This is a genomic window from Micromonospora okii (assembly GCF_020884795.1).
Lineage (GTDB): Bacteria > Actinomycetota > Actinomycetes > Mycobacteriales > Micromonosporaceae > Micromonospora > Micromonospora okii.
In genome coordinates this window covers 79,305-102,508 of sequence record NZ_BBZF01000019.1, presented here as the reverse complement: position 1 = coordinate 102,508, position 23,204 = coordinate 79,305, and the positions used below count along the sequence as shown (strand labels likewise).

Annotated in this window: 20 protein-coding genes and 2 pseudogenes; 10 read left to right on the top strand and 12 right to left on the bottom strand. The window is 74.6% G+C overall.

Features of this window, described 5'->3' with window-relative positions:
- The first annotated feature begins 11 nt into the window (after positions 1 to 11).
- Complete coding sequence (locus LPU43_RS17415; RefSeq protein WP_229401505.1) at positions 12 to 653, top strand: response regulator transcription factor; 642 nt, start codon at positions 12 to 14, stop codon at positions 651 to 653.
- 147 nt (positions 654 to 800) lie between these two features.
- Complete coding sequence (locus LPU43_RS17410; RefSeq protein ID WP_229401504.1) at positions 801 to 1,148, top strand: histone-like nucleoid-structuring protein Lsr2; 348 nt, start codon at positions 801 to 803, stop codon at positions 1,146 to 1,148.
- A 586-nt stretch (positions 1,149 to 1,734) separates the two neighbouring features.
- Here LPU43_RS17410 and LPU43_RS17405 read toward each other — a convergent pair.
- Positions 1,735 to 2,628 carry a PDDEXK family nuclease gene (locus tag LPU43_RS17405; protein ID WP_229401503.1) on the bottom strand — a complete coding sequence of 298 codons (894 nt, stop codon included), beginning with the start codon at positions 2,626 to 2,628 and terminating at the stop codon, positions 1,735 to 1,737.
- Between the two features lie 167 nt (positions 2,629 to 2,795).
- On the opposite strand from LPU43_RS17405, the gene LPU43_RS17400 reads away from it, so the two are divergent.
- Entirely contained in the window at positions 2,796 to 3,932 is a 1,137-nt protein-coding gene (locus LPU43_RS17400) for a DICT sensory domain-containing protein (RefSeq protein WP_229401502.1), read from the top strand.
- Between the two features lie 27 nt (positions 3,933 to 3,959).
- Here LPU43_RS17400 and LPU43_RS17395 read toward each other — a convergent pair whose 3' ends face one another.
- Positions 3,960 to 4,658 (bottom strand): CBS domain-containing protein, encoded by a 699-nt coding sequence (locus LPU43_RS17395; protein ID WP_229401501.1) that lies wholly within the window; start codon positions 4,656 to 4,658, stop codon positions 3,960 to 3,962.
- Between the two features lie 222 nt (positions 4,659 to 4,880).
- On the opposite strand from LPU43_RS17395, the gene LPU43_RS17390 reads away from it, so the two are divergent.
- Both LPU43_RS17390 and LPU43_RS17385 read left to right on the top strand, forming a co-directional pair.
- Positions 4,881 to 5,429, top strand: a complete 549-nt coding sequence (locus LPU43_RS17390) for a hypothetical protein (protein WP_373321738.1) — start codon at positions 4,881 to 4,883, stop codon at positions 5,427 to 5,429.
- 163 nt (positions 5,430 to 5,592) lie between these two features.
- On the top strand, positions 5,593 to 5,961 hold the full coding sequence (locus tag LPU43_RS17385; RefSeq protein ID WP_229401500.1) for an FKBP-type peptidyl-prolyl cis-trans isomerase: 369 nt from the start codon (positions 5,593 to 5,595) through the stop codon (positions 5,959 to 5,961).
- Positions 5,962 to 6,022: 61 nt separating this feature from the next.
- Here the strand turns inward: LPU43_RS17385 and LPU43_RS17380 are convergent, their stop codons facing one another.
- The 6 genes from LPU43_RS17380 to pdhA form a co-directional block, all read right to left on the bottom strand.
- The gene (locus LPU43_RS17380) at positions 6,023 to 6,529 is read right to left on the bottom strand and encodes an STAS domain-containing protein (RefSeq protein ID WP_229401499.1); all 507 of its coding nucleotides are present in this window, start codon (positions 6,527 to 6,529) and stop codon (positions 6,023 to 6,025) included.
- A gap of 288 nt (positions 6,530 to 6,817) precedes the next feature.
- Entirely contained in the window at positions 6,818 to 8,089 is a 1,272-nt protein-coding gene (locus tag LPU43_RS17375) for a L,D-transpeptidase (protein ID WP_229401498.1), read from the bottom strand.
- A 212-nt stretch (positions 8,090 to 8,301) separates the two neighbouring features.
- A complete protein-coding gene (locus tag LPU43_RS17370) occupies positions 8,302 to 9,981 on the bottom strand; it encodes a right-handed parallel beta-helix repeat-containing protein (RefSeq protein WP_229401497.1) in 1,680 nt (559 codons plus the stop codon).
- Positions 9,982 to 10,427: 446 nt separating this feature from the next.
- Positions 10,428 to 11,885: a dihydrolipoamide acetyltransferase family protein gene (locus tag LPU43_RS17365; protein WP_373321745.1), complete on the bottom strand. Its 1,458-nt coding sequence runs from the start codon at positions 11,883 to 11,885 to the stop codon at positions 10,428 to 10,430.
- On the bottom strand, positions 11,870 to 12,874 hold the full coding sequence (locus LPU43_RS17360; RefSeq protein ID WP_229401495.1) for an alpha-ketoacid dehydrogenase subunit beta: 1,005 nt from the start codon (positions 12,872 to 12,874) through the stop codon (positions 11,870 to 11,872). Before LPU43_RS17360 ends, LPU43_RS17365 begins: the two co-directional genes overlap by 16 nt.
- Positions 12,874 to 14,076 carry a pyruvate dehydrogenase (acetyl-transferring) E1 component subunit alpha gene (gene pdhA, locus LPU43_RS17355; protein ID WP_229401494.1) on the bottom strand — a complete coding sequence of 401 codons (1,203 nt, stop codon included), beginning with the start codon at positions 14,074 to 14,076 and terminating at the stop codon, positions 12,874 to 12,876. Before pdhA ends, LPU43_RS17360 begins: the two co-directional genes overlap by 1 nt.
- Positions 14,077 to 14,180: 104 nt before the next feature.
- Between pdhA and LPU43_RS17350 the strand changes: the two genes are divergently transcribed.
- Positions 14,181 to 14,687 (top strand): Lrp/AsnC family transcriptional regulator, encoded by a 507-nt coding sequence (locus LPU43_RS17350; protein ID WP_373321737.1) that lies wholly within the window; start codon positions 14,181 to 14,183, stop codon positions 14,685 to 14,687.
- A 60-nt stretch (positions 14,688 to 14,747) separates the two neighbouring features.
- Here the strand turns inward: LPU43_RS17350 and LPU43_RS17345 are convergent, their stop codons facing one another.
- The 3 genes from LPU43_RS17345 to LPU43_RS17335 form a co-directional block, all read right to left on the bottom strand.
- Positions 14,748 to 15,569, bottom strand: coding sequence for an SAM-dependent methyltransferase (locus LPU43_RS17345; RefSeq protein WP_229401493.1), 822 nt, complete (start codon positions 15,567 to 15,569; stop codon positions 14,748 to 14,750).
- Between the two features lie 73 nt (positions 15,570 to 15,642).
- Positions 15,643 to 15,972, bottom strand: a complete 330-nt coding sequence (locus tag LPU43_RS17340; protein ID WP_229401492.1) for a hypothetical protein — start codon at positions 15,970 to 15,972, stop codon at positions 15,643 to 15,645.
- Positions 15,973 to 16,150: 178 nt separating this feature from the next.
- The gene (locus LPU43_RS17335) at positions 16,151 to 18,127 is read right to left on the bottom strand and encodes a Xaa-Pro dipeptidyl-peptidase (RefSeq protein WP_229401491.1); all 1,977 of its coding nucleotides are present in this window, start codon (positions 18,125 to 18,127) and stop codon (positions 16,151 to 16,153) included.
- A 133-nt stretch (positions 18,128 to 18,260) separates the two neighbouring features.
- Here LPU43_RS17335 and LPU43_RS17330 point away from each other — a divergent pair, with 133 nt between their 5' ends.
- The 3 genes from LPU43_RS17330 (at position 18,261) to LPU43_RS17320 (ending at position 21,474) form a co-directional block, all read left to right on the top strand.
- Positions 18,261 to 18,992 carry a histidine phosphatase family protein gene (locus tag LPU43_RS17330; RefSeq protein WP_229401490.1) on the top strand — a complete coding sequence of 244 codons (732 nt, stop codon included), beginning with the start codon at positions 18,261 to 18,263 and terminating at the stop codon, positions 18,990 to 18,992.
- Positions 18,976 to 19,839 (top strand): NAD(P)H-hydrate dehydratase, encoded by an 864-nt coding sequence (locus tag LPU43_RS17325; protein WP_229401489.1) that lies wholly within the window; start codon positions 18,976 to 18,978, stop codon positions 19,837 to 19,839. Before LPU43_RS17330 ends, LPU43_RS17325 begins: the two co-directional genes overlap by 17 nt.
- A 147-nt stretch (positions 19,840 to 19,986) precedes the next feature.
- The gene (locus tag LPU43_RS17320; protein ID WP_229401488.1) at positions 19,987 to 21,474 is read left to right on the top strand and encodes a S8 family peptidase; all 1,488 of its coding nucleotides are present in this window, start codon (positions 19,987 to 19,989) and stop codon (positions 21,472 to 21,474) included.
- Between the two features lie 394 nt (positions 21,475 to 21,868).
- Here the strand turns inward: LPU43_RS17320 and LPU43_RS17315 are convergent.
- Positions 21,869 to 22,170: pseudogene (locus tag LPU43_RS17315) on the bottom strand (transposase family protein); the annotation flags it as partial.
- A 478-nt stretch (positions 22,171 to 22,648) separates the two neighbouring features.
- Here LPU43_RS17315 and LPU43_RS17310 point away from each other — a divergent pair.
- Positions 22,649 to 23,139: pseudogene (locus tag LPU43_RS17310) on the top strand (transposase family protein); the annotation flags it as partial.
- Positions 23,140 to 23,204 lie beyond the last annotated feature (65 nt).

Below are 23,204 nucleotides of genomic sequence, written 5' to 3'. Positions count from 1 at the left end.
AGAAAACAGGCATGTCCGAGCCCCCGACCCTGCGGCTCGCGGTCGTGGACGACCATCCCCTCTTCGTCCGCGGCCTGGAGTTGCTGCTGCCGGCCACCACGCGGGGGCGGGCCGCGGTGGTCGGCTCGACCGCGGACGCGTCCGGGGCGGCCGGGCTGGTCAGCCGCTGCCAACCCGACCTCGCCCTGGTCGACCTGCACATGCCCCCGCCCGGCGGCATCCGCGCGGTGGCCGCGATCCGGCGGATCGCCCCACGGGTGCGGGTGGTCGCCATGTCCGGCTCCGACGACCCGGCTCCGGCGCTGGAGGCGCTGCGCGCCGGCGCGGAGGGTCTCCTGCCCAAGAGCAGCGAGCCCGAGGAGTTGCTGCCGCCGTTGCTGGCGATCCTCGACGGGTGGGCCGTGCTGCCGGGGCCCCTGCTGCGCGGCCTGCTGACGCCCACCCGCCGGCCCCCGAGCGGGCTGGACACGGAGGAGCGGCGGCTGCTGCAACTGATCGCGGCCGGACAGAGCACGGTCGAGATCGCCGAGGAGCTGCACGTCTCCGAGCGGACCGTGAAGCGGATGACCGCGGCGCTGCTGCGCCGGCTGCGGGTCTCCAGCCGCACCGAGGCCGCCGCCCTGGCCGGGCACGCCGGTCTGCTCGCCGACTGACCCGGCCTGGCAATTTCCACCGGTCGAGCGGGATTCCGACGCGCGTAAGTCGACGCGCCGAATGCAAACGGGGCATATTCTTGCGGATTTGCCCGGCGATACGTCAAACTCTTAGCACACCCCGCCCCACACGAGGAGTAATTGACGATGGCCCGGAAAGTAATCACCGTTCTGACTGATGACCTCGACGGCGGGAAGGCGGATCGGACCGTCGAGTTCAGCCTGGACGGCGTGGCGTACACCATCGATGTGTCGGACGAGAACGCCGGCACCCTGCGCAAGGCACTCGACCCCTACATCAACGCCGGCCGGCGTATCGGCAGGGGGCCGGTGGAGGCTCCCCGGGCCGTCCGTCGCCCCGGTCGGGGTTCGGTCTCGGGAATGGACCGCGAGCAGAACCGGGCCATCCGGGAATGGGCGAGCAAGAACGGCTACGAGATTTCCGACCGTGGGCGCATCCCGGTGTCGGTCGTCGAGGCCTACAAGAATCGCTGAGCGGTCCGCCCACTCACGACCCGACCGCACCGGGGTCGCGCCGGCCTCGGCGTGACCCCGGGCACTTTCCGGCGGATCCCGGGCACTTTTCGGCGGTTGACCTCGCCGTCGACCCGTCGGGCCGGACCGCGGTCGACCCGTCGCGGCACGAAGCCGGCACCCGCCCCACGCAGTTCCGGCGGCGACACCGGACGCAACGCACGCGTGTCGACAACCGCATGCGGTCGACACCGCGCCCGTTACCGCCGGCACCGACGCGCCCCCGAGCGGCGGCGGGCCGAATTGCTCTTCCGCGCGATCCGATGCCCCCACTCGCGACCCCGCCGCGCTGATCGATTCCGGTTGACCGCCTCGGCGGGGATCACTTCGACCGGCCGGGTGGCGCGTCGACGCCCGGCGATGCCCTTTCCGCATCGCGGGCCGGCCCGCCCGACGCCGGGGCCGGAGATCTGTGACCATTCACACCCGGCCACGGTTGCGCGGCGGCGAGGGTTCACCGGTGATCGGGAAAACGGCGGGGCGGCGCATTGGGCCGCAGCGCGGGTAAGGAGAATCCGGCTCGGCGGAACGGTGCGCCCGGCCCCGCTCAGTCGGCGCAGAGGTGGTCGAAGCCAAAGCCGTCGCGCATCTCGGCGCGCCGCTCGCGCAGGTTACGGATGTCGCCGTCGAGCCGTTCCCGGGGCACCAGGCCCGGCGGCGCGTCGTCGGGGCCGCGCAGCCGCTCGCCCACCGCCACGGCGGCCAGGTCCTCGGCGAACCGGGCCGCGTCCACCCCACAGGAGAAGCGGTGCGGGAAGACCTCGACCCGCTCCACGAGGCAGTGGCCGGGAAGCACCTCGACCCAGCTCCAGCCCTCGGCCGGGCCGTCCGCCCAGCGCACGTGCAGGCCACGGACGATCGGGTCGACCAGCCGCCGCGCCACGTACGCCTCGACGGCCGCCGCCCGGGCCAGGGCGCCGAGGTCGTTGACGTGGCCGCTGCGCCCGTCGGGTAGCCGCCCGACGATGTCCCGGAACGCCACGGGCGTCGCCTCCCCCGCCTCGGGGTGCTCCGGCTCCGGGCCGACGGCGTCGGCGTACCCGCGCGCGTCGATGACGTACTCGACGATCCGCCGACCGTGGTCGGCGGCGCGCAGGGTGGGCGAGACGATCCGCAGCACCGGCAGGCCGGCCGCCGCGCAGACCGCGTTCGCCATCCGCTCGGCGCGCTGGGCCGCGGAGTTGGCCGGCGCGGGCGGGCCGATCCCGACGGCGAACAGCGGGCGGCCGGTGTCGCCGGCGCACACCACGTGGTCGAAGCCCTCCCGGGCCGCCGAGCTCCACTGGTGCCCGGTGACGCCGGGCGGGCGGCCGTGCAGCAGCTCGCCGAGCCGCCGGCCCGCGTACACGACCTGGCCGGCGCGGACGAGGACCGGACCGCGCCCGGTCGACGCCGCCACGGGGCGCAGCAGGGAGCCGTCGTCAGTACCGCTGCTCGTCATCCGCCCGTTCCGTCCGTCGCGCCGCCGACGGCCCGAGTCTAGGCCGTCGATCATGGCGGCCCTCCCGCCGGTACGCCCGAATCGCGCCGCCGCCGCCGGCCTCGGGAGCCCCACGGGAGCCGGGGCCGGCGGAGGGGACGGTGGACCCGATTCTCTAGGCTCAGCGGGTGTTGCACAGTGGACGGGCTCCGGAACTTCTGACCAAGCGCAGCCTCGTCGCTGTCTCCCACGCCATCGAGAGCGCCGCCCTGGCCGTCGCCGAGGACGGGCCCCTCGTGGTGGTCGCGCTGTTCCAGCGGATGCCCTACCTGGAGCGCGAGCGGGCGGTGTACGAGCGGATCGCCGAGTGCGCCGCGGCGACCGTGGTGGCGGTGGTCGGGCAGCGCCCCGAGGCGCTTCCCGTCGGGGCGTACGGGGTGGTCCTGGACGAGGCCGAGGACCTGGCCCGGGAGTGGAGCGTGGTCGCGCTGACGCCCCGCTTCGGCGCGGCCCTCGTCGCCCACGACCGGGCGGAGGTGGAGCCGGCGGCCACGCTGGAGTCCGGCCGGCTCTTCGACGGGCGGTGGGGGTTCCGCCGGGACGAGGCGCTGCACGAGGTCGTGCGGCTGCGCGACCAGCTCGCCGACCGGCTGCCCGCGCCGGCCCGCGCCGCCGTGGACGAGACGCTGGCCCGGGTCCGCGACCTGCCGGCGACGCCCGGTGAGCCGCGCGGCGAGGCCGCGCTGCGCGTGATGTTCTCCCGCGCCGAGCGGGCGGCGCGGGCCCGCTGGGCGGCGGGCCAGGGCGCCGCCGACCGGGGCGGCGCGTCCGAGGGCGGCGGCGTACCGCTGCTGGACGAGGCGGGAATGCGCCGCTGGTCCGGCGCGGACGGCGTCACCGCCTCGGGCACGCTGCCGGTGGCGTTGATCGGGGTCCGGGTGGACGAGCCGGCGGGCGCGCCCGAGCGCTTCGGGCGGCGCAGCGTGGCCCGGGAGACGCAGGCGGTGATCGGGGCGGTCACCGCGTCGCTGCGCCCGGTCGACCGGGCGGTGCGCCTGTCGGAGCAGGAGTACCTGCTGATCCTGCCCGCGCTGACCGAGGAACAGGCCGTGGCGGTGGCCGGACAGGTCCACGAGGCCGTGGGCGGCCTCGCCCAGTCGTACCCCTTCGTGTCCTTCGCGGTGCACGCGGCGGTCACCGTCACCACCCGCCGGCCGCTGCCCGTGGGCGACGTCCGGCACGCCGTCGGGTGGGCCGCCCAGGAGGGCGTGCCCGTGGCCCGACTGGCCCCCGAGACGGCCGAGGTGCCGGCCGGGCAGTGGTGACGCCGCCCGGCCGGCCGCCCGGGGCGGTCAGGCCACCGGCGTGGCCCGCCCGGCGTCCAGCTCCACGAGCAGGCTGTCGTCGACGTCGTACCCGATGGTGTTGACGACCCGCACGACGCCGCCGACCTGCGCGGCCAGCCGGCCGGCCAGCTCGACCGCGCTGCGCCGGTCCAGCCGACCGTCCAGGGTGACCTCGCCGTCGCGCACCCGCACGGTCACCAGCCCGTCCCGCACGGACAGCACGCCGCGCAGCACCTCGCGCACGACCTCCTCGCGGATGTCGGCGTCGCTGCGCAGGTGCACGCGGAGCAGGTCGCCCCGGGTGACGATGCCGGCGAGCCGGCCGAGGTCGTCCAGGACGGGCAGCCGCTTGACCGCCTCCCGGTCCATCTGCCGCGCCGCGGCCGACAGGGACGCCTGCGGGCAGGTCGTCACGGCCGGCGCGGTCATCAGGTCCCGGGCGATGAGGGCGTCGGCCTTCTCCCGGCCGATCCGCCGGCGCCGCCCCTCGAAGACCCGCCGCTCCTCCGGATTCCCGGCCCGCTCGACCTTGTGCAGCAGGTCCGCCTCCGAGACCACGCCCAGCACCCGACGGAACCCGTCGACCACCGGCACGGCGCTGATCCCCCGGCGCACGAGCACGTCCACGATCTCCCGGTACGGGGTCTCCTCCCCCACCGTGGCGACGTCCGTGGTCATCACGTCGCCCACCTGCCAGGTCCTCATCACGACCTCCCTCACCGGTCCGTCGCCACCGACGCTACGAGCGCCCGGGCGCGGCCGGCAGGGGCCGTCGGCCGGGTCGGCACGGTCCACCGGACCGGGTGGAACGGGTCGAAGGTCCCGGTCCTGACCGGACCGTGCGGCCCTGACGGCCATGCCGGTGATCATGTTTTGCTGAATATGCCACCGGGAAGTGCGGTGCGAGGCAGAAAGGACGTGGACACCATGACCGCGACGACTGAGCGGACCACCGCCAGCACCATCGCTCCGGCGGCCGAGACCACCCGGGAGCGGGCCACCCGTTATCTGCTCGCCGGCATCCGGATCGCCCTCGGCTGGACGTTCCTCTGGGCCTTCCTCGACAAGCTGTTCGGCCTCGGCCACGAGACGGCGGCGAAGAGCGCCTGGATCAACGGCGGCAGCCCCACCAAGGGCTTCCTGGCCTTCGGCGCCGCCGGCCCGTTCAAGGGCCTCTACAGCGGGATCGCCGGCGCCGCCTGGGCGGACTGGCTGTTCATGATCGGCCTGGCCGCGATCGGCATGGCCCTGCTGCTCGGCATCGGCGTCCGGGTCGCCGCCGTCGCCGGTGGCCTGCTGCTGGTGATGATGTGGACGGCCGTCCTGCCCCCCGAGAACAACCCCTTCATGGACGACCACCTCATCTACGCCGCGGTGCTGGCGGTCCTGGCCCTGACCAGCGCCGGCGACACCCTCGGCCTCGGGCGGGCCTGGAAGCGGCTGACGGTCGTGCGGCGGTTCCCCTGGCTGCGGTGACGACAGGCACCGCTCCCGGCGGGCGTCACCCTCGCGGTGACGCCCGCCGTCGCGTGTGGGAGGCCGGCGGGACCCGCGCCCGGGGACCGCTGGGCATCGGCGGTTCACGATCCGGCAGGATCGACGGCGACCGCAGTGGACGCACGAGCAGGAGGCGTACGGCATGGACAAGCCCGACATCGGCCCGATCGAGGGCGCGCCGCCCGCCGATCTCGTCATCGAGGACATCACCGTCGGCGACGGGCCGGAGGCCCAGGTCGGCCAGCGGGCCAGCGTGCACTACGTCGGCGTGGCCCACTCGACGGGCGGCGAGTTCGACTCGTCCTGGAACCGGGGCGAGCCGTTCGAGTTCCCGCTCGGTGCCGGCCGGGTCATCACCGGCTGGGACCGGGGCGTGGTCGGCATGCGCGTGGGCGGCCGGCGCAAGCTCACCATCCCGCCGCACCTCGGGTACGGCAACCAGGGCGCGGGCGGTCTCATCAAGCCGGGCGAGACCCTGATCTTCGTCGTCGACCTGCTCGGCGTGCGCTGACGCTGGACGTGGCGGGGGCGTCGGCACCGGCCGGCGGCCCCGCGCGGGCGTGACCCGGCCGTCAGACGCAGGCCAGCGTCGGCTCGTCGCACGGCTGCGGCAGCCGCGCGGGGGACGACTCGGACAGCGGCGTCAGTGACCCCAGGGCGGCGGCGAGCGGCCCGGACGCGGCGACCCGCTCCGGTGCCAGCGTCACCGCCTCGGCGGGCCCCGGGGCGGGGCGGGCCGGGGCGACCGCGAGGGCGGCACCCTCCCGGACGGGGATGATGCGGTCCAGGCCGGTGACCCGCAGCACCCGGGCGACCATCGGGGCCGGATCGACGAGCACCAGCACGCCGCCCCGGGCGCGGACCCGGCGGTGGGCCGCGACCAGCGCCCGCACCCCGGCGGCGGAGAGCAGCCGCACCTCGGAGATGTCGAGCCGCAGCAGCGGCCGGGGCGGCGCGGCCCAGAGCGCGGAGCGGAGCACGCCGACCGTGGCGATGTCGACCTCGCCGGTCGCCCGCATCTCCACCACGTCGTCACTCACGCTGGTGCGCACGTGGAACCGGTCGTCGCGCTGCTGCATGCCCCGAATCTAGCCCCACCCACCGACAATTCCGCCCTGCCCGGGGGTGACTCCGGGTACACCCCGGGTCGGACCCCGAGGCGGTACGGGTCAACCCTGAGCAGGAGCGACCCCCACACCCCCGCCCACACCCCCGCCCGCCGCCCGGGTGCCCGCTTCGTCCCGCGTCGACGTGCCCGCAGCGGCGGCGGGGGACGTACCCGGGAGGGACGCGGCCGGCCCGCCACCGTGCGGTGACGGGCCGGCCCCTCGGTCGTTCCTCCCGGTTTCTCGGTCGCCTCCCGGCGCTCAGCCGCCGCTGACCGAGGGCGCCGGTGCCGGCGAACCGCCGCCGGCCACCGCCCCCGGGTGCGGCGCCGCCTGCGGGCTGGGCCGCAGATTGGCCGGTACGGGCAGGGCGCTGCCCGCGGCGAACTCCTCCCAGCTCACGTTCCAGGCCGTCCAGCCGTTGCCGGCCTGCAGCGGCACCTCGGTCCCCTTGACGGTCACCAGGTCGCCGACCTGGGTGATCCCCATCAGCCAGTCCGCCGCGCTGGCCGAGACGTTGGCGCAGCCGTGCGAGACGTTGGTGTTGCCCTGGTCGCCCTCGGACCAGGGCGCCGAGTGGATGAACTCCCCGCCCCAGGTGAGGCGCTGGGCGTCGTCGACGTCGATCACGTACCCCCCGTCAGGCTCGCCCCGGGTGTCGAAGGTCGTCCGGTCGTGCTTCTCCATGATCACCATCTTGCCGCTGGAGCTGGGCGTGCTCGGCTTGCCGAGGCTGGTCGGGATCCGCCGCACCAGCTTCCCGTCGCGGAAGACCGAGATCTGCTTGGTGGCGTTGTCGATGTCGAGGGAGACCTGCCGGCCGATCTTCGAGGTGGCCTTCCGCTCGGCGTCGCCCACGAGCTCCTTGCCGATCGGCAGCCCCTCCAGGGCCGCCCGGACGCTGATCGTGGTGCCCGGCCGCCAGTGGTCGGGTGCCCGGTAGTACACCTGGCTGCCGTCCTCCAGCCACGACCAGGTGCCCGGCTGCGGCGGGTCCGTCCTGACGAACAGCCGCTTCTGCACCGCCGCCCGGGCCTCCTTCGGCACCGCCGGCTCGAAGGCGACCGTCACGGGCATCGCGGTGCCGTAGGTCCGGTTCCCCGCGAAGTACAGCGTGCTGGTGATCGCCGGCTTGGTCGACTTCCGCGCGGTCGTGAAGGTCGTCTTCTGGGAGGCGGTGCGCCCCCGGTCCCCGGTGACGGTCACCTCGGCGGTGTACGTCTTCCCGCCGGCCAGGGGCGCGTCGGGCACCCAGCTCGACCCGTCCTCCCGTGGCTCGCCCCCGAGCTGCCTGCCGCTGTCGTCGGTGAGCCGGACGGCGGTGACCCGGCCGTGGCTGACCCTGGTGCCGATCTCGGCGCTGATCGGGACCTCCCGGGTCCGGTCGACGGGCGTCACGTCGACCGTCGGCGGCGGCGCCGCCCGCTCGGCCGACCCGGCGACCTTCTCACGCTCGGCGGTGCATCCGCCGAGGGCCAGTGGTGTGGCTGCGACGGTTGCCGCCAACAGCGCGAATCGCCGCCTCACGTCCATATTCCGCACCCCTTTTCCACTCCCCTTTGGCCACATTCTGTACGGCCCCGAAGCAGCTCCGTCGCAGTTTTCGGAAAAGGCGTCGAGGGGTTGCCACAGTTTCGGTGGAACCGGGACGAAAATCGTCGCCCCGCGCGCGGTTTCCCCGGCGTCACGATCGGCACCGTCCACCGGCGGACGCCCGGTTCGCCCCCTGCGACCCGGCCCGTCTTTCAGTCCCAGTCCTGGTCGCCGTGGTTGCGTTCCCACCGGCCGCCCACGGGCGGCGTGTCCAGGCGGGTGGCGGCCACGGCGTTGCCGGCCAGGTCGTTGTCCTCCACCCGGCAGGCGACGCAACTGCCCCGCTCGGTGATCCACAGCCCGTGGGTCTGGGTCCGTTCGGTGTGGTTGTCCCAGATCCGGTTGCCCCGGACGGTGGCCGAGTCGACCGCCGCGTTGATCGTGATGCCGGCCCGGCACTCCGGCGCCGCCGGCAGCTCGTAGCGGCAGCCGGGCAGCGGGGTGTCCCCGCTCCACGCCGTGAAGGCGTCCGGGCGCACCGGGGCGAGGGTGAGGCCGGTGCCGTCGTTGGCGGCGACCAGCGCGACCCGCTTGCCGACCCGGAGCACCTTGCCCCGGTGCCCGTCGTGCGGCCAGTTCGCCCCCCGGTCGACCAGCGACCGGTCGCTGTAGCGGACGGACTCGCCGCCCCCGACGAACGCCTCCGCGCACTGCCGGCCGTTGTTGCGGATGCGGTTGCCGGTCAGCACCGCGTCGGTCATCGGGCGGTCGATCCGGATCGCGTCGAGACCGTTGCCCCAGAAGTCGTTGCCGTCGACGACGACGTCCGTCGCCGCGCCCTGGTAGCCGTGCCCGAGGTCGTGCTCGTGGTAGCCGTAGGCCCCGTTCCCGCTGATCCGGTTGCCCCGGACCGTGTACGGGCCGGGGGTGTTGCCCATGCTGATGCCGTCGCGGACGTTGCCGTCGATGACGCAGTCGGCCAGCAGGCCGCCCCGGCCCGCCACGCCGGAGGTGCCCTCGCCGGAGACGTCGAAGCCGGCCTCCAGGTTGCCGATCATGGTGCAGGCGGAGACGACCAGCCCGTCCGCTCCCCAGTCGGAGATGCCGAACCGGTTGCCCTGACTGTGGCAGCCGACGATCCGGTAGCCGCGCGGCGGGGTCCAGTAGTCCTTCTGCAACTCCAGGAAGATGCCGTTGGTGCCGTTGGCGAGGGTGGTGCAGTTGGCGATGGTCAGCCGCTCGACGCTGCCCCAGCCGCCGATGCCGACGCCGATTCCGGCCCCGCCCATCTCCTGGCCGTTGTCCATCCGGCCGCAGCCGACCACCACCACCCCCTCGATCAGACTGTCCTGGAGGAAGTCGCAGCCCAGGCCGGTCGCCGCGGTGTGGTGGATGTAGAGGTTGCGGAAGACGCCGCGCACCACGTACTGGAGGCCGAGGCCCTTGGCCAGGTAGCTGTACTCGGCCATGGCCACCCCGGAGCCGTCGATCTCGAAGTCGGCGAACGTGCAGTCGGCGATGTGCCGGCCCCGGTCAGCGCCGTGCTGGACGGTCGTCCAGAAGGCCAGCGGCGTCGGGTCGGCCCGGTTCCCCTCGTTGCTGAGCAGGAACCGGGTCGCGCCCGGCCCGGCCCCGACGAGGGACACCCCGCTGCGCCAGACCGTGCCCGCGTCCCGGATCGAGTAGATGCCGGGCGGGCAGTAGATGACCCGGGCCCGGCCGTCGGCGGCGTACCCGTCGCCGAGCCGGTCCACGAGCGCGGCCAGCGCCGGCTGGTCGTTGGTCACCCCGTCACCGCGCAGGCCGTAGTCGGTGGCGTCGCAGTGCAGCGGCGCCCCGGCCACGGGCGGGCGGCGGTCACGGACGGCGGCGGGCAACCCCTGGAACGGCATCCGACTCTCCCCCTCGGGCGGGACGGCCGGACGGCCGTCGCCCACGCCGGTTTCCCGGCCCCGGCGGCGGAAAACGAGCGGCGCGGGGACCGTCCCGGACGCGCCATTCGGCAATCGCCGGCCCCGGACACGCCATTTCGGTAATTCTTGGTCCCCGCACGGTCCGGCCCGGCCTTACGACCGCTTCGGGCTCTTTTTCGCGCAATTCAATGGCACACCAATCGGCCCGGCTGGCGGGCCTGCACCATTTCTCAGCACGTGTCCCTGATTAACCGTTTCGGTACGTCGACGCCCCCGTGACGGTCCCGGCGCTGCCCACCTCCAGAGACTTCCGTCTCGCCAACTGGGAGGCCGGCAGACCTTGGTAAGGAACGGCCCCCATCGGGGCCGGAAACTACCAGGATCTGCCGGCCTGTCCCGGGCCCGGCGGGCCGGGTCGGGGTGGGTCACACGTTGGCGACCAGCAGGGCGGGCTGCTCGACGCAGTCGGCGACGTGCCGGAGGAAGCCGCCGGCCACGCCGCCGTCGCAGACGCGGTGGTCGAAGGTGAGGCTGAGCTGGGTCACCTTGCGCACGGCGAGTTGCCCGTCGACGACCCACGGCTTGTCCACGATCCGCCCCACCCCGAGCAGCGCCGCCTCCGGGTGGTTGATGATCGGGGTGGAGCCGTCGACGCCGAACACCCCGTAGTTGTTGAGGGTGAAGGTGCCGCCCGTGAGGCGGGCCGGCGGCAGGGTGCCCGCCCGGGCCGCCGCCGTGGTCTCGGCGAGCGCGGCGGCCAGCTCCCGGGTGGTGAGGCGCTGGGCGTCGCGCAGCACCGGGACGACCAGGCCCCGGTCGGTCTGCGCCGCGATGCCCAGGTGCACGCCGGCCGACTGCGTGATCCGCTGCCCCTCGGTGTCGACGTGCGCGTTGAGCTGCGGGAACCGGCGCAACCCGCTGAGACAGATCCGGGCCAGCAGGGCCAGGATGCTCACCGGCTCGTCGGGGGTGGCGGCGTTGATCGCCCGGCGGGTCTCCACCAGGGCGGTGGCGTCGGCGTCGACCCAGATGGTCACCTCGGGGATCTCCCGCCGGCTGCGGGAGAGCTTGTCGGCGATCACCTTGCGGATGCCGGTGAGCGGGATGACCAGGTCCCCACCGGCGGGGTCGGCGGACTCGGGGCGGCCCGGGACCGGGGCGAGCCGGGTGGGGGCCGGCGGGGCGGCCGAGAGCCCGGGGGGCGGGGCGGCCGAAGGCGCCGGGGCCGGCGCGGCGGCCAGGGCCGCCTCGACGTCGGCGCGGCGGACCACCCCGCCCGGGCCGGTGCCGCGCAGGGTCGCCGGGTCGATGCCGTGCTCGCGGGCCAGCCGCCGCACGATCGGCGAGATCACCAGCGCCGCGCCGGGTGCGGGAGCGGATGCGCGAGCCGATGCGGGGACGGGGAGCGGGGCGACGACCGCCGGGGCCGGGGTGGCGGTGGGGGCAGGGTCGGGGGCGAGCGCGAGGCGGGGGCGGCGTCGCCGCCGGCCCGTCGCGCCGTGTCCGGTGCCGTACCCGATGAGGACGTTGCCGGAGCCGGCCCGCTCCTCCTCCCGGTAGGTGGCGTGCCCGGCGGGCTCGCCCGCGCGGGCGGGCCCGGCCGCCTCTCCCGCGCCGTCGAGCGGCGCGATGGTGATCAGCGGCTGGCCCACGGGCCGCGTCTCGCCCGCCGCGCCGTGCAGGGCGACGACCCGGCCGGCGTACGGGCAGGGCACGTCCACGACGGCCTTGGCGGTCTCCACCTCGACCACGCTCTGGTCCACGGTGACGGTGTCGCCCACGGCGACCCGCCACTGCACGATCTCCGCCTCGGTCAGCCCCTCGCCGAGGTCGGGCAGGAGGAAGTCGAGGGTGCCCGTGGCGGTGCTCATGCCGCCACCCAGCGCGGGTCGGGCTGGTCGTCCCACTGGAGCCGGGCCACCGTGTCGAGCACCCGGTCCACGCCGGGCAGGTGGGTGTGCTCCAGCATCGGCGCCGGGTACGGGATGTCCAGGCCCGACACCCGCAGCACGGGGGCGTGCAGGGCGTGGAAGCAGCGCTCCTGCACCCGGGCGGCGATCTCCGCGCCGACCCCTGCGAAGCCCTGTGCCTCGGAGATCACCACGCACCGGCCGGTGCGGCGCACGGAGGCGGCGACCGTGGCGTCGTCGAACGGGACGATCGTGCGCACGTCCACGACCTCCAGGTCCCAGCCCTCGTCCCGGGCGGCCTCGGCGGCCTCCAGGGCGACCGGCACCGCCGGCCCGTACGCGACCAGGGTGGCGTCGCGGCCGGGGCGGCGCACGACGGCCCGGCCGAACGGCTCGGTGCGCGCCGGCAGGTCGGCCTCGGCGCTGGAGAAGTAGAGCTTCTTCGGCTCCATGAACACGACCGGGTCGGGGTCGGCGATCGCCTCCCGCAGCAGCGAGTACGCGTCGGCGACGGTCGCCGGGGTGACGACCTTCAGGCCCGGGGTGTGGGCGTAGTACGCCTCCGACGAGTCGCAGTGGTGCTCGACCCCGCCGATGCCCCCGGCGTACGGCACCCGGATCACCATGGGGACGCTCAGCGCCCCCCGGGTGCGGTTGCGCAGCTTCGCCACGTGCGAGGCGATCTGCTCGAACGCCGGGTAGGCGAACGCGTCGAACTGCATCTCCACGACCGGCCGCAGCCCGGACATGGCCAGGCCGACGGCGAAGCCGACGATGCCGGCCTCGGCGAGCGGGGTGTCGAAGCAGCGCTTGTCGCCGAAGCGGGCCTGGAGCCCGTCGGTGATCCGGAAGACGCCGCCGAGCCTGCCGACGTCCTCGCCGAAGACGAGCACCCGGTCGTCGTCGGCCAGCGCGTCGGCGAGCGCCGCGTTGAGCGCCTTCGCCATGGTGGTGGCGCCCATCAGTGCCCGTCCTCCTCGGCGGCGGCGGCCAGCTCGGCGCGGACCATCTCGCGCTGCTCGACCAGTTGCGGGGTCGGCTCGGCGTAGACGTGGTCGAAGAGGCTCAGCGGGTGCACCTCGGGCTGGGCGTTCATCCGCTGCCGCAGGTCGGCGGCGTACGCCTCGGCCTCCTCGGCGACCGCGGCGACGGCGGCGTCGTCGAGGGCGCCCCGGGCGCGCAGGTACGCCTCCAGCCGGGCGATCGGGTCGCGGTCGCGCCAGGTGTCGACCTCGGCGCCGTCGCGGTAGCGGGTGGCGTCGTCGGCGTTGGTGTGCGGCTCCATGCGGTAGGTGTGCGCCTCCACCAGGAACGGGCCGTGGCCCGCGCGGGCGTGCGCGACCGCGCGGGTCAGCACGGCGAGCACGGCCACCGGGTCGTTGCCGTCGACCTGCTCGCTGGGCACCCCGTAGCCGACGCCCTTGTACGCCAGCGACGGGGCGGCGGTCTGCCGGGACAGCGGCACGCTGATGGCGTACTTGTTGTTCTGCACGAAGTAGACGACGGGGGCCTTGAACACGGCGGCGAAGTTGACGCCCTCGTGGAAGTCGCCCTCGCTGGTGGCGCCGTCGCCGATGTACACCAGCGCCACGGTGTCGCGGCCCTGGTGGGTCTCGCCGTAGGCCAGGCCGGCGGCGTGCACGCACTGGGTGGCCAGGGGGGTGCACTGGGGCGCGGTGTGCACGGCGGTCGGGTCGTACCCGCAGTGCCAGTCGCCGCGCAGCAGGGTGAGCACCTCGACCGGGTCGATGCCCCGGGAGACCAGCGCCATCGACTCGCGGTAGGTCGGGAAGACCCAGTCGGTGTCGCGGACGGCGAGCACGCCGCCGACCTGGCACGCCTCCTGACCCCGGGAGGACGGGTAGACGGCGAGCCGGCCCTGCTTGGTCAGGGCGGTGGCCTGGGTGTCGAACCGGCGGCCGACGACCATCCGGCGGTACAGCTCGCGCAGCGCCTCGACGGGCGGCTCGGGGTAGTCGGCGCGGGCGGGCAACGGGGTGCCGTCGGCCTCGATCAGCCGCACCGGCTCGGCCTGCGGCAGCAGAACGGCCGACGGGTCGGTGGCCGGCTCGGGTGCGGGGGCCTTCGCGGCCTTGGCGGCCTTCTTGGCCGCTGGGCGGGTGCGCGGGGATGCCCTGCGGACCGCCTGGGGTGTGGTCGTCACGGCGGGACCTCCTGGACGTGTGGTGGCCCTATGCTCCTGCCGTTGGATGATTGACTCAACATCGCAGGTGAACGCGGGACGTTCGGCACTGGAAAGGGGCGTACGTGAGCCAGGAGATCAATCCGGGGGCCGGCGCGACGGGCGGGGCGGGACGTTCGGCCGGGACGCTGGACGAGGTCGACCGGCGCATCCTGCACGAGCTGGTCCGCGACGGCCGCATCTCCATCCGCTCCCTCGCCGAGCGGGTCCACGTCTCCCGCACCAACGCCTACGCCCGGGTGGAGCGGCTGCTGCGCGACGGCGTGGTCACGGGCTTCCGGGCCCGGATCGCGGCGGAGCCGGCCGGGCTGGGCACCTCGGCGTACATCGCGCTGACCATCGAGCAGAACACCTGGCGGGAGGTGTCGGCGGAGCTGGCCCGGGTGCGCCACATCGAGCACGCGGCCCTGCTCGGCGGCGAGCACGACGTCCTGGCCCTGGTCCGGGCCCCCGACAACGCCACCCTGCGGGACGTGGTGCTGGGGCGGGTGCAGAGCATCGCCGGGGTGCTCTCCACCCGCACCTGGCTGGTCTTCGAGGAGTTCGACGGCGCGCGCAGCCCGTGGGAGTAAGCGGCCCGTGGGAGTGAGGGGCCCCGCCGCCGCGACGCCCGGCCGTCGCCGGGCCGGGGTTCAGGGCTTGCGGGCCACGCAGCCGTACTGCGGCACGGGGCCGGGCTCCTCCCCGTCGCCCGGCCGCCAGCAGGCGCACGACACCAGGCCCGGGTCGAGCAGCTCCAGGCCGTCGAGGAAGCGGGCGATCTCCGCCCCGGTGCGGGTGCGGATCGGCGGGGCGGCGTTGGCGTTCCAGAACTCCATGGCCGCCACGTTCGCCTCGCCGCCCAGCTCCACGGTGGGGTGGGTGAGGGCGAGGAAGCTCCCCGACGGCATCGCGTCCATCAGCCGGCGCACTATCGCCACGGCCTCGTCGGTGTCGAGCACGAAGTTGAGGATGCCCAGCATCATCACCGCCACCGGCCGGTCGAGGTCCAGCGTGCGGGCGGCGCCGGCCATGACGGAGGCCGGATCGTGGACGTCGGCCTCGATGTAGTCGGTGGCCCCCTCGGGGGAGCTGGTCAGCAGCGCCCGGGCGTGCACCAGCACCATCGGGTCGTTGTCGACGTAGACGATCCGGGAGTCGGGGGCGACGGACTGCGCGACCTGGTGGGTGTTGTCGGCGCTGGGCAGGCCGGTGCCGATGTCGAGGAACTGCCGCACGCCCTCGCGCCCGGCCAGGTGCCGCACCGCGCGGGCGAGGAAGCGCCGGTCGGCCCGGGCGACCTCCTCGATGACCGGGAACATCGCGCGGACGTGCGCGCCGACGCGGCGGTCCGGCTCGAAGTTGTCCTTGCCGCCGAGCCAGTAGTTCCACACCCGGGCGTTGTGCGCCACCGTGGTGTCGATGCGTGGGGCCCGAGCCCCGTCGCGGGCGCCGACATCACCGGTTCCTGACACAAAAACTCCTCGCCTGACGCTGATGTGCGGTCAGCGTAGCCGAGCGGCCGACCAACCCGTCCGAAGGGGACGGTCAGGACAGCAGCGCCACCCCGAGCGCCATCAGCGGCAGCGACACGAAGAGGAAGATCCCGACCCCCGTGAGGACCCGGCCGCCGCCGGCGTCCTCGCGCTCCGGGGCCAGCCCGAACGTCGCCCGCGCCCCGAGCATGCCGATGCGGCTGAGGGTCAGGTCGCCGGTCAGGCCGAGCAGCGTGCCCACCACGACGAAGGCGACGCCGAGGCGGAAGACGAACTCGCCGCCGTCGACCGCCGTCCAGACGCCCACCACCACCGCGACGGCCACGACCGCGACGAGGAACAACACGAGGGCCTCCCGCAGGCCCTTGAGCACCGTCGTCATCGGCCACCCCTCCCGGCCGGCCCGCTCGCCGGCGTCGCACGACACCCGCGCCGCCGCAGCCCACGGCGGCGGCGCGGGTTCATTGTGCCGGTTCGATGCCAGCCGCACGGCCCCCGTGCGCGCCGGTCAGGCGGACCCGCTCGCGCCGGTCGCAGTCGGGAGCCCCGCGAGCTGTCGGTCAGCCGCCGGCGGGGACCTGCCGGCGGTCGCGGGGCGTCGACCGCTCGGCGGCCGGGGCCGGCGCGGCGTCGGCACGGGGCGCGCCGGCGGGCGCGGGCAGCCCGACCGGCCCGGCCGCCGGCAGGACCAGCGCGCTGCGGCCCAGGTCGACCCGGACGGTGGCGTCCCGGTCGGCGGTCTCGGTGAAGTCGGGGTCGCTCTGCCCGAGCGCCAGGCCGAGCACGTGCCCGGCCGGCACCACCGCGTCGTACGCGGACAGCGGCACCGTGACGTCGTACCACCGGTGCGGCTGCAGCGGCGTGGTGAGGCGCAGCGAGCGGTGGTGCGCGGCGTCGAGCCAGCCCCGGGTCAGCACCCCGTGGTCGGTGACGGCGGTGATCTCGGCGGTGTCCCGGTAGCAGGCGTCGTCGGCCGCGGTCGACTCCCCCCAGCACGACTCGGTGTCCAGGGTCCGGACGCCCTCGGAGACGTCGTACCGGATGCGCTCGGCGACGCCGTAGTCGACCAGCCGGGCGGTCAGCTCGGTGGTCGGCCGGTCCACCCGCACGCGCAGCCGCACCGACGGGGCGCCGGAGATCCGCAGCGGGGCGGTCAGCGGGCCGGAGAGGAAGACCAGCCGCCCCGCCCGGTCGACCGTGGGCTCGGTGACCAGCGCGTCCTCGGTCAGCGAGGCGTCGGTGTAGGCGGCCACCGCGCCGGGCCGGGCGCCCCGGCCGCCGAGGGTGCCGGTCACCCCGTCGCCCGCGCCGAGGGCGACCCGGACGGGGCGGGCCCCCGGCGTCGGCCAGTCGCGCTCGGTGGTCCACACCCCGGGGGCGGTCTCCAGGGTGGCCCGGGGCTCGGCCATGATCCCGGTGGGCAGGCCCTGGAGCCACCGGTCGAACCAGCGGTGCAGGGTGTCGACCCACTCGGCGCGGCGCACGTCGAACGGGTCCTCGTGGCCGGCCTGGTAGAGCCAGAGCTTGCGCGGCACGCCCCGCTGGGCCAGCGCCTCCCACCAGCGGGCGAACTGCGAGGTGCCGACGTTGACGTCGTTGACGCCGTGCGCGACGAGGACGCTGGCCCGCACCCGCCGGGCCGAGCGCAGGTAGTCCCGCTCGGCCCAGAACCCGTTGTAGTCCCCGGTGGACTCGGCGCTGTCGGCGCGCAGCCGCGCCAGCGCGCCCGAGCATGCCGGCGCGGGGCGGCCGGTGACCAGGCTGTGCAGGTACGCCGGGTAGTCGGCGGAGCGGAGCACCCCGTTGAAGCGCGTGTAGTCGTACCAGCTCGAGATGGCGGAGATCGGCACGATCGTCTCCAGCCCGCGCACCCCGGTGGCGGCGACGCCATTGGCGACCGAGCCGTCCCAGGACTTGCCGATCATGCCGACCTTGCCGGTGCTCCAGTCGGCGGTGACCCGGCGGCCGTCGGCGGTGAAGCCCCGCGCCCGGCCGTTGAGCCAGTCGACGACGGCCTTCGCGCCGGCCACCTCGGCCGGGCCGCCGACGTCCTCGCAGCCGGTGGAGCGGGCGGTGCCGGTCAGGTCGACCGCCGCGAAGGCGTACCCGCGCGGGACGAAGTAGTTGTCGTAGAAGAGCGGGGCCTTGGTGATCACGCCGTCGGCGTCGTACTCCTTGCGCTCGCTCTCGTTGCCGCGCCCGCAGCAGCGGTAGTACGGCGAGGCGTCCATGATCACCGGCACCCGCACCCCGGCGGCGGCGGCCTCCCGGGGGCGGACCAGGTCGACGGCGACCCGGTCCCGCGCGCCGTCGCCGTCGGAGTCCGTGGGGGTCTCCACCCAGACGCTCTCCCGCACGGCGTCCGGATAGGAGTAGACCGGCACGGTCCGGTCGCCCCGGACGTGGGCGGGGGTGGCGGGCGCGTCGCCGGCCGGCGCGGCGGCGACCGGCGACGCGGGGGCGGCGGCGAGCAGGAGCGCGGCCAGGGCGCAGGCGGCCAGGGCGCGCGGCCGGGAGGTGCGCGGAGGAGGCGGCATCGAGGTCCTTCCGACGGTACGACGCGTCCTGCCATTGGACATCATCGATCGAATCCCCGCCAGGGGTGTCGCCCGCGCCGGCCGGACGACCGGCGGAGGTTACCGGCGGCGGGGCGGCGGGTACGGGGGCCGCATGGCGGAACTGGCGGCGTTGTGGATCGTGCGGCACGGCGAGAGCACGGCCAACGTCTCCGCGACCGAGGCGGAGGCCTCCGGCGCGGAGCTGATCGGGCTGACCCATCGGGACGCGGACGTGCCCCTCTCCCCCACCGGCGAGGAGCAGGCCCTGGCCACGGGGCGCTGGCTGGCCGGGCTGCCGCAGCGGCGGCGGCCGGACGTGGCGGTGGTGTCGCCGTACCTGCGGGCGGTGCGGACCGCCGAGCTGGCCCTGGCCGGCACCGGCATCCCGGTGAGCCGGGACGAGCGGCTGCGCGACCGGGAGCTGGGCATCCTGGACGGGCTCACCGCGCACGGCGTCCAGCGGCGCTTCCCCGACGAGGCGCAGCGCCGCGCCCGGCTCGGCAAGTTCTACTACCGGCCGCCGGGCGGCGAGTCGTGGACGGACGTGGCGCTGCGGCTGCGCGCCCTGCTCGGCGACCTGCGCCGCGACCACGCCGGCCGGCGGGTGCTGCTGTTCGGCCACGACGCGCTGGTGTTCCTGCTCCGCTACCTGGTGGAGGGGCTGACGGAGGCGGAGCTGATGGCACTGACCCGCGAGCACGTCATCGCCAACTGCTCGGTGACCGGCTGGACCGCCGACGCCGACGGGCGGCTCGCGCCCGACACCTTCAACGACATCGGCCACCTGCACCGGCAGGGCGCCCGCCCCACCCGAGAGGACGAGGTCCATGCCGAGCCGGTCTGACGTGATCACCCCCGCGCTGCTGCGCGACTGGGCGCTGCCCGTGCCGACCGGGGGCAAGGAGGCCCGGGGCACGGTGCTGGTCGTCGGCGGCTCCCGGTTCACCCCGGGCGCGGTGCTGCTGGCCGGGGTGGCCGCGCTGCGGGCCGGCGCGGGGGTGCTGCAACTGGCCGCCGCCGAGTCCACCGCCGCCGCGCTGAGCATCCAGGTGCCCGAGGCACTGGTCGTCGGCCTGCCCGAGACCGACCAGGGGGCCGTCACGGGCCGCCCCGGCGACCTGCTGGACGGGCTGGTCGCGGGGGCGGACGTGGTGGCGGTCGGCCCCGGGCTCAAGGACATCGACTCCACCGGGGAGCTGCTGCGTGTGGTCCTCGACGCCACGCCGACCGAAACGGCGCTGGTGCTCGACGCGTACGCGCTCGGGGCGCTCAGCCACGCCCCGGACCTGCTGGTGGGCTCGGGCCGGCCGGTGGTGCTCACCCCCAACCTCACCGAGGCGCGGCACCTGCTGGGCCGCGACCCCGGCGACGACCTGGACGCCGAGGCGGCCGAGCTGGCCGGGCGGTACGAGGCCGTGGTCTCCCTCTACGGCCACATCGCCGCCCCCGACGGGCGGTGCTGGCGGGAGGAGAGCGGCGACGCCGGGCTGGGCACCTCCGGCAGCGGCGACGTGCGGGCCGGGCTGCTGGCCGGGCTGCTCTCCCGGGGCGCGGAGCCGGCGCAGGCGGCGTGCTGGGCGGCGTTCGCGCACGCGGTCAGCGGGCAGCGGCTGGTCCCCCGGTACGGCCGGATCGGCTTCCTCGCCCGCGAGCTGCTCGACGAGATCCCGCACACTCTCGCCACCGTCTGACAGGCGTTGTCTGTCCGAACGGCCGTGTGTAACGCGCCGTCCGGTTCCTAGGCTGGTGTCCCAGAGGCGGTCGTCCCGTCCGCCTCTCGCCGGCGTGCGCCCACACCCAGGGCTCGCACCGGCTGGAACAGCCCCCTGGGAGTCTGTGTGAACAACCTCCGTCGCAAGACCCTGGCCGCCGCGTCCACCGTGGCGCTCGGCGTCGGTCTCGCCCTCACCGGCGGACCGGCCCCGGCGGTGGCCGCCGGCACCGAGGCCACCTACCTGGTCGTCGCCCCGCTGCTCGGCAAGCCCGACCGGGCCGCCGCCCGGGTGGCCGCCGCCAACGGCACCGTGGTGGCCCGCTACGACCAGATCGGCGTGCTCGTCGCCCGCTCCGCCAACCCCAACTTCGTCGCGGACGTCAAGGGCGCCGGCGTCGAGGCCGCGGCCTCCACCGCCGGGCTCGGCGCGGCCCTGGAGGAGGGCGACACCGTCGAGGTCTCGGCCGCCGACGTGGTCAAGGCCACCACCGACCCGACCGCCGAGCCGATGTACGGCCAGCAGTGGGACATGTCGATGATCGACGTGCCGAAGGCGCACGCGGTCAACGCGGGTCGCTCCAGCGTGGTCGTCGGCGTGCTGGACAGCGGCATCTCCAGCAGCCACCCCGACCTGGCCAGCCAGATCGCCAAGGACAAGAGCGCCTCCTGCGTCGGCGGTGTCCCCGACACCACCGAGGCGGCCTGGAACCCGACCACCTCCGACCACGGCACCCACGTGGCCGGCACCATCGCCGCCGCCGTCAACGGCGTGGGCGTCACCGGCGTCGCCCCCGGCGTCAAGGTCGCCGCGGTGAAGGTCGTCGACGACGACGGCATGATCTACCCGGAGGCCGCGGTCTGCGGCTTCATGTGGGCGGCCGAGAAGGGCATGCGGCTGACCAACAACAGCTACTTCGTGGACCCGTGGCAGCTCAACTGCGTCAACGACCCGCGCCAGCGGCCGGCGTGGAAGGCCATCCACCGGGCGATCTGGTACTCCCAGACCAGGGGCGTGCTGAACATCGCCTCCGCCGGCAACTCGAACTGGGACCTCGCCGGCAAGATCACCGACGACGGCAGCCCGAACAACGGCGACCCGGAGACCCGCCCCGACCTGGGCAACGAGTGCCGCGTCCTGCCGGCCGAGGTGCCGGGCGTGGTGACCGTGTCGGCGGTCGGCCCGAACGGGCAGAAGAGCTACTACTCGTCGTACGGCAAGGGCGTCGTCGAGGTGACGGCCCCGGGCGGCGACACCCGGTTCCGCACCCAGGGCAAGCAGTCGACCAGCACCGACGGCATCCTGTCCACCACCTTCAACACGGTGACCCGGACCGACGGCTGGGGCTACAAGCAGGGCACCTCGATGTCGTCGCCGCACGCGACCGGCGTCGCCGCCCTGGCGCTGTCGGCCCGCCCGTGGATGGGGCCGCTGGTGCTGACGTCCTACCTGAAGGCCACCTCCGTGGCGCAGGCGTGCCCGGCGGGCGTGTACAACCCGGTGCCGCTGATCGCGGCCGGCCCGAACGCGTACGACGCGAAGTGCTCCGGCCCGAAGAGCAACAACGGGTTCTACGGCGCGGGCACGGTCAACGCGTACAACGTGGTGAAGTGACCGCCTGACGGCACGAACGTGACAGGGGCCCGGCGCGTGCGCGCCGGGCCCCGCTCGTTCCCGGCGTCAGGCCGACCGCCGTGGCCAGGTGCCCCACCCCGGCCGGTGCCGGGCCGTCACGCGCCACCTCGGCGGTCACGGTGCGTCCTCCCAGCGCCGCCCGCCTGCTGCGCTCGGCGGCCGGCCGGGGCCCCACGCCGACCTCCGCCCCAAGATCCGGGCAACTTCAGGGAAAGTGGGGCCATTCCGGGTCACCAGGCCCCACTTTCCCTGAAGTTGCGCAGGTCTTGATCGCGCCCCAGTCGGACGCGATCCGCCGCATCCTTGCGCGGGCTGGCTTCACCGCCCGGCGGTAAATACGGTCCACTCGGGACGCTGCACCCCTTGAGCCATTTCATCGTGCGTAGCGGTTGGCTTCGGCGTGGTGCAGGACGAGGATGGCCTGCACGATCGCGGCGGCGCGGCTCGGGCAGCAGCGCAGCGTGGCCAGGATTTTCCAGGTCTTGAGAGCGGCGATGGCGCGTTCACCGCGAGCGCGGCTTCTGGCTGGGCCCGATTGACTGCCTTCTGCCGCCGCGACAGTCTCGGCCGGAAGCGGCACCGTGTGAACGGGGTGCGCACGCTGCCCCGGACGCCCTGGTAGCCCTTGTCGGCGAAGGTCATCACGCCCGCGCTGGTCAGTGCATCGAATCGACCTCCGGGCTTACCACACCCGCCCTGAGCTGTAAGATCAGCTTGGAAGAGGCTCGCTCATGACGACGATTCCAGCCGCCCAGTGCGGCACATGCCGGCACTATCGCGGTCGGCGTGTCTGCGCGGCTTACCCGGACGGCATCCCGACGGGCATCTACCTGGGGTCGACCGACCATCGCCAGCCGCAGCCCGGCGATGCCGGTATTCGCTGGGAGTCTGATGGCCGCCCGTTCCCGGCGGCCACGCTACGGGCTATCAAGGCAATCGAGCAGTAGCAGGAAAGTCACCCAAGCCGGGCCGATCACCGCGGCGCGGTCCATTGCCATTTCCGCCTCCGGTGCGATGCCGAGGGCACATTAGCCTTCTCCAAGCTGATCTTGCAGCTCGGGGTGGGTGTGGCGGGCACGGTGATCGGTGGGTGCGAGGCTCCAGGTAGGACATCTGTCGACCAAGACCCGAAGCCCCGGCCGGGAGCATCGCCATGCTATCGAACCCTGCCACGATTCCGTTGTCCAGCCGGACCCTGCACGACCTCGCCGACCGTATCCGCATCCACCGCCAGCAGCGCGGGTATCGATGGCGTCGCCTGGACCCTGGCCGCCAAGCCTTGCTCGCACTGGCCCACCTGCGCAACGGCGACACCTACACGCGCCTCGCGGCTGGGTTCGAGATCGGCGTGGCCACTGCCTGGCGCTACGTCCAAGAGGCAACAACCCTGCTCAGCACCGCTGCCGAGGACCTGGAAACCGCCATGCGGCGCATCCGGCTCCTGGCTTACGCGATCCTGGACGGCACCCTGATCCCGGCCGACCGCGTCGCCGACCGAAGGCCCTACTACTCCGGCAAGCACAAACGCCACAGCGTGAACGTCCAGGTCATCGCTGATGCCGCAGGTCGGCTCGTCTGGGCCTCCGCCGCGCTGCCGGATCGACGCACAACCTGACCGCTGCCCGCGCCCACGGCATCATCGACCGACCCTTGCCCTGAGTCACGACATTCTGCCAGGGAGTGAAAAAGAACAGCGTTGCTAGGGTTCC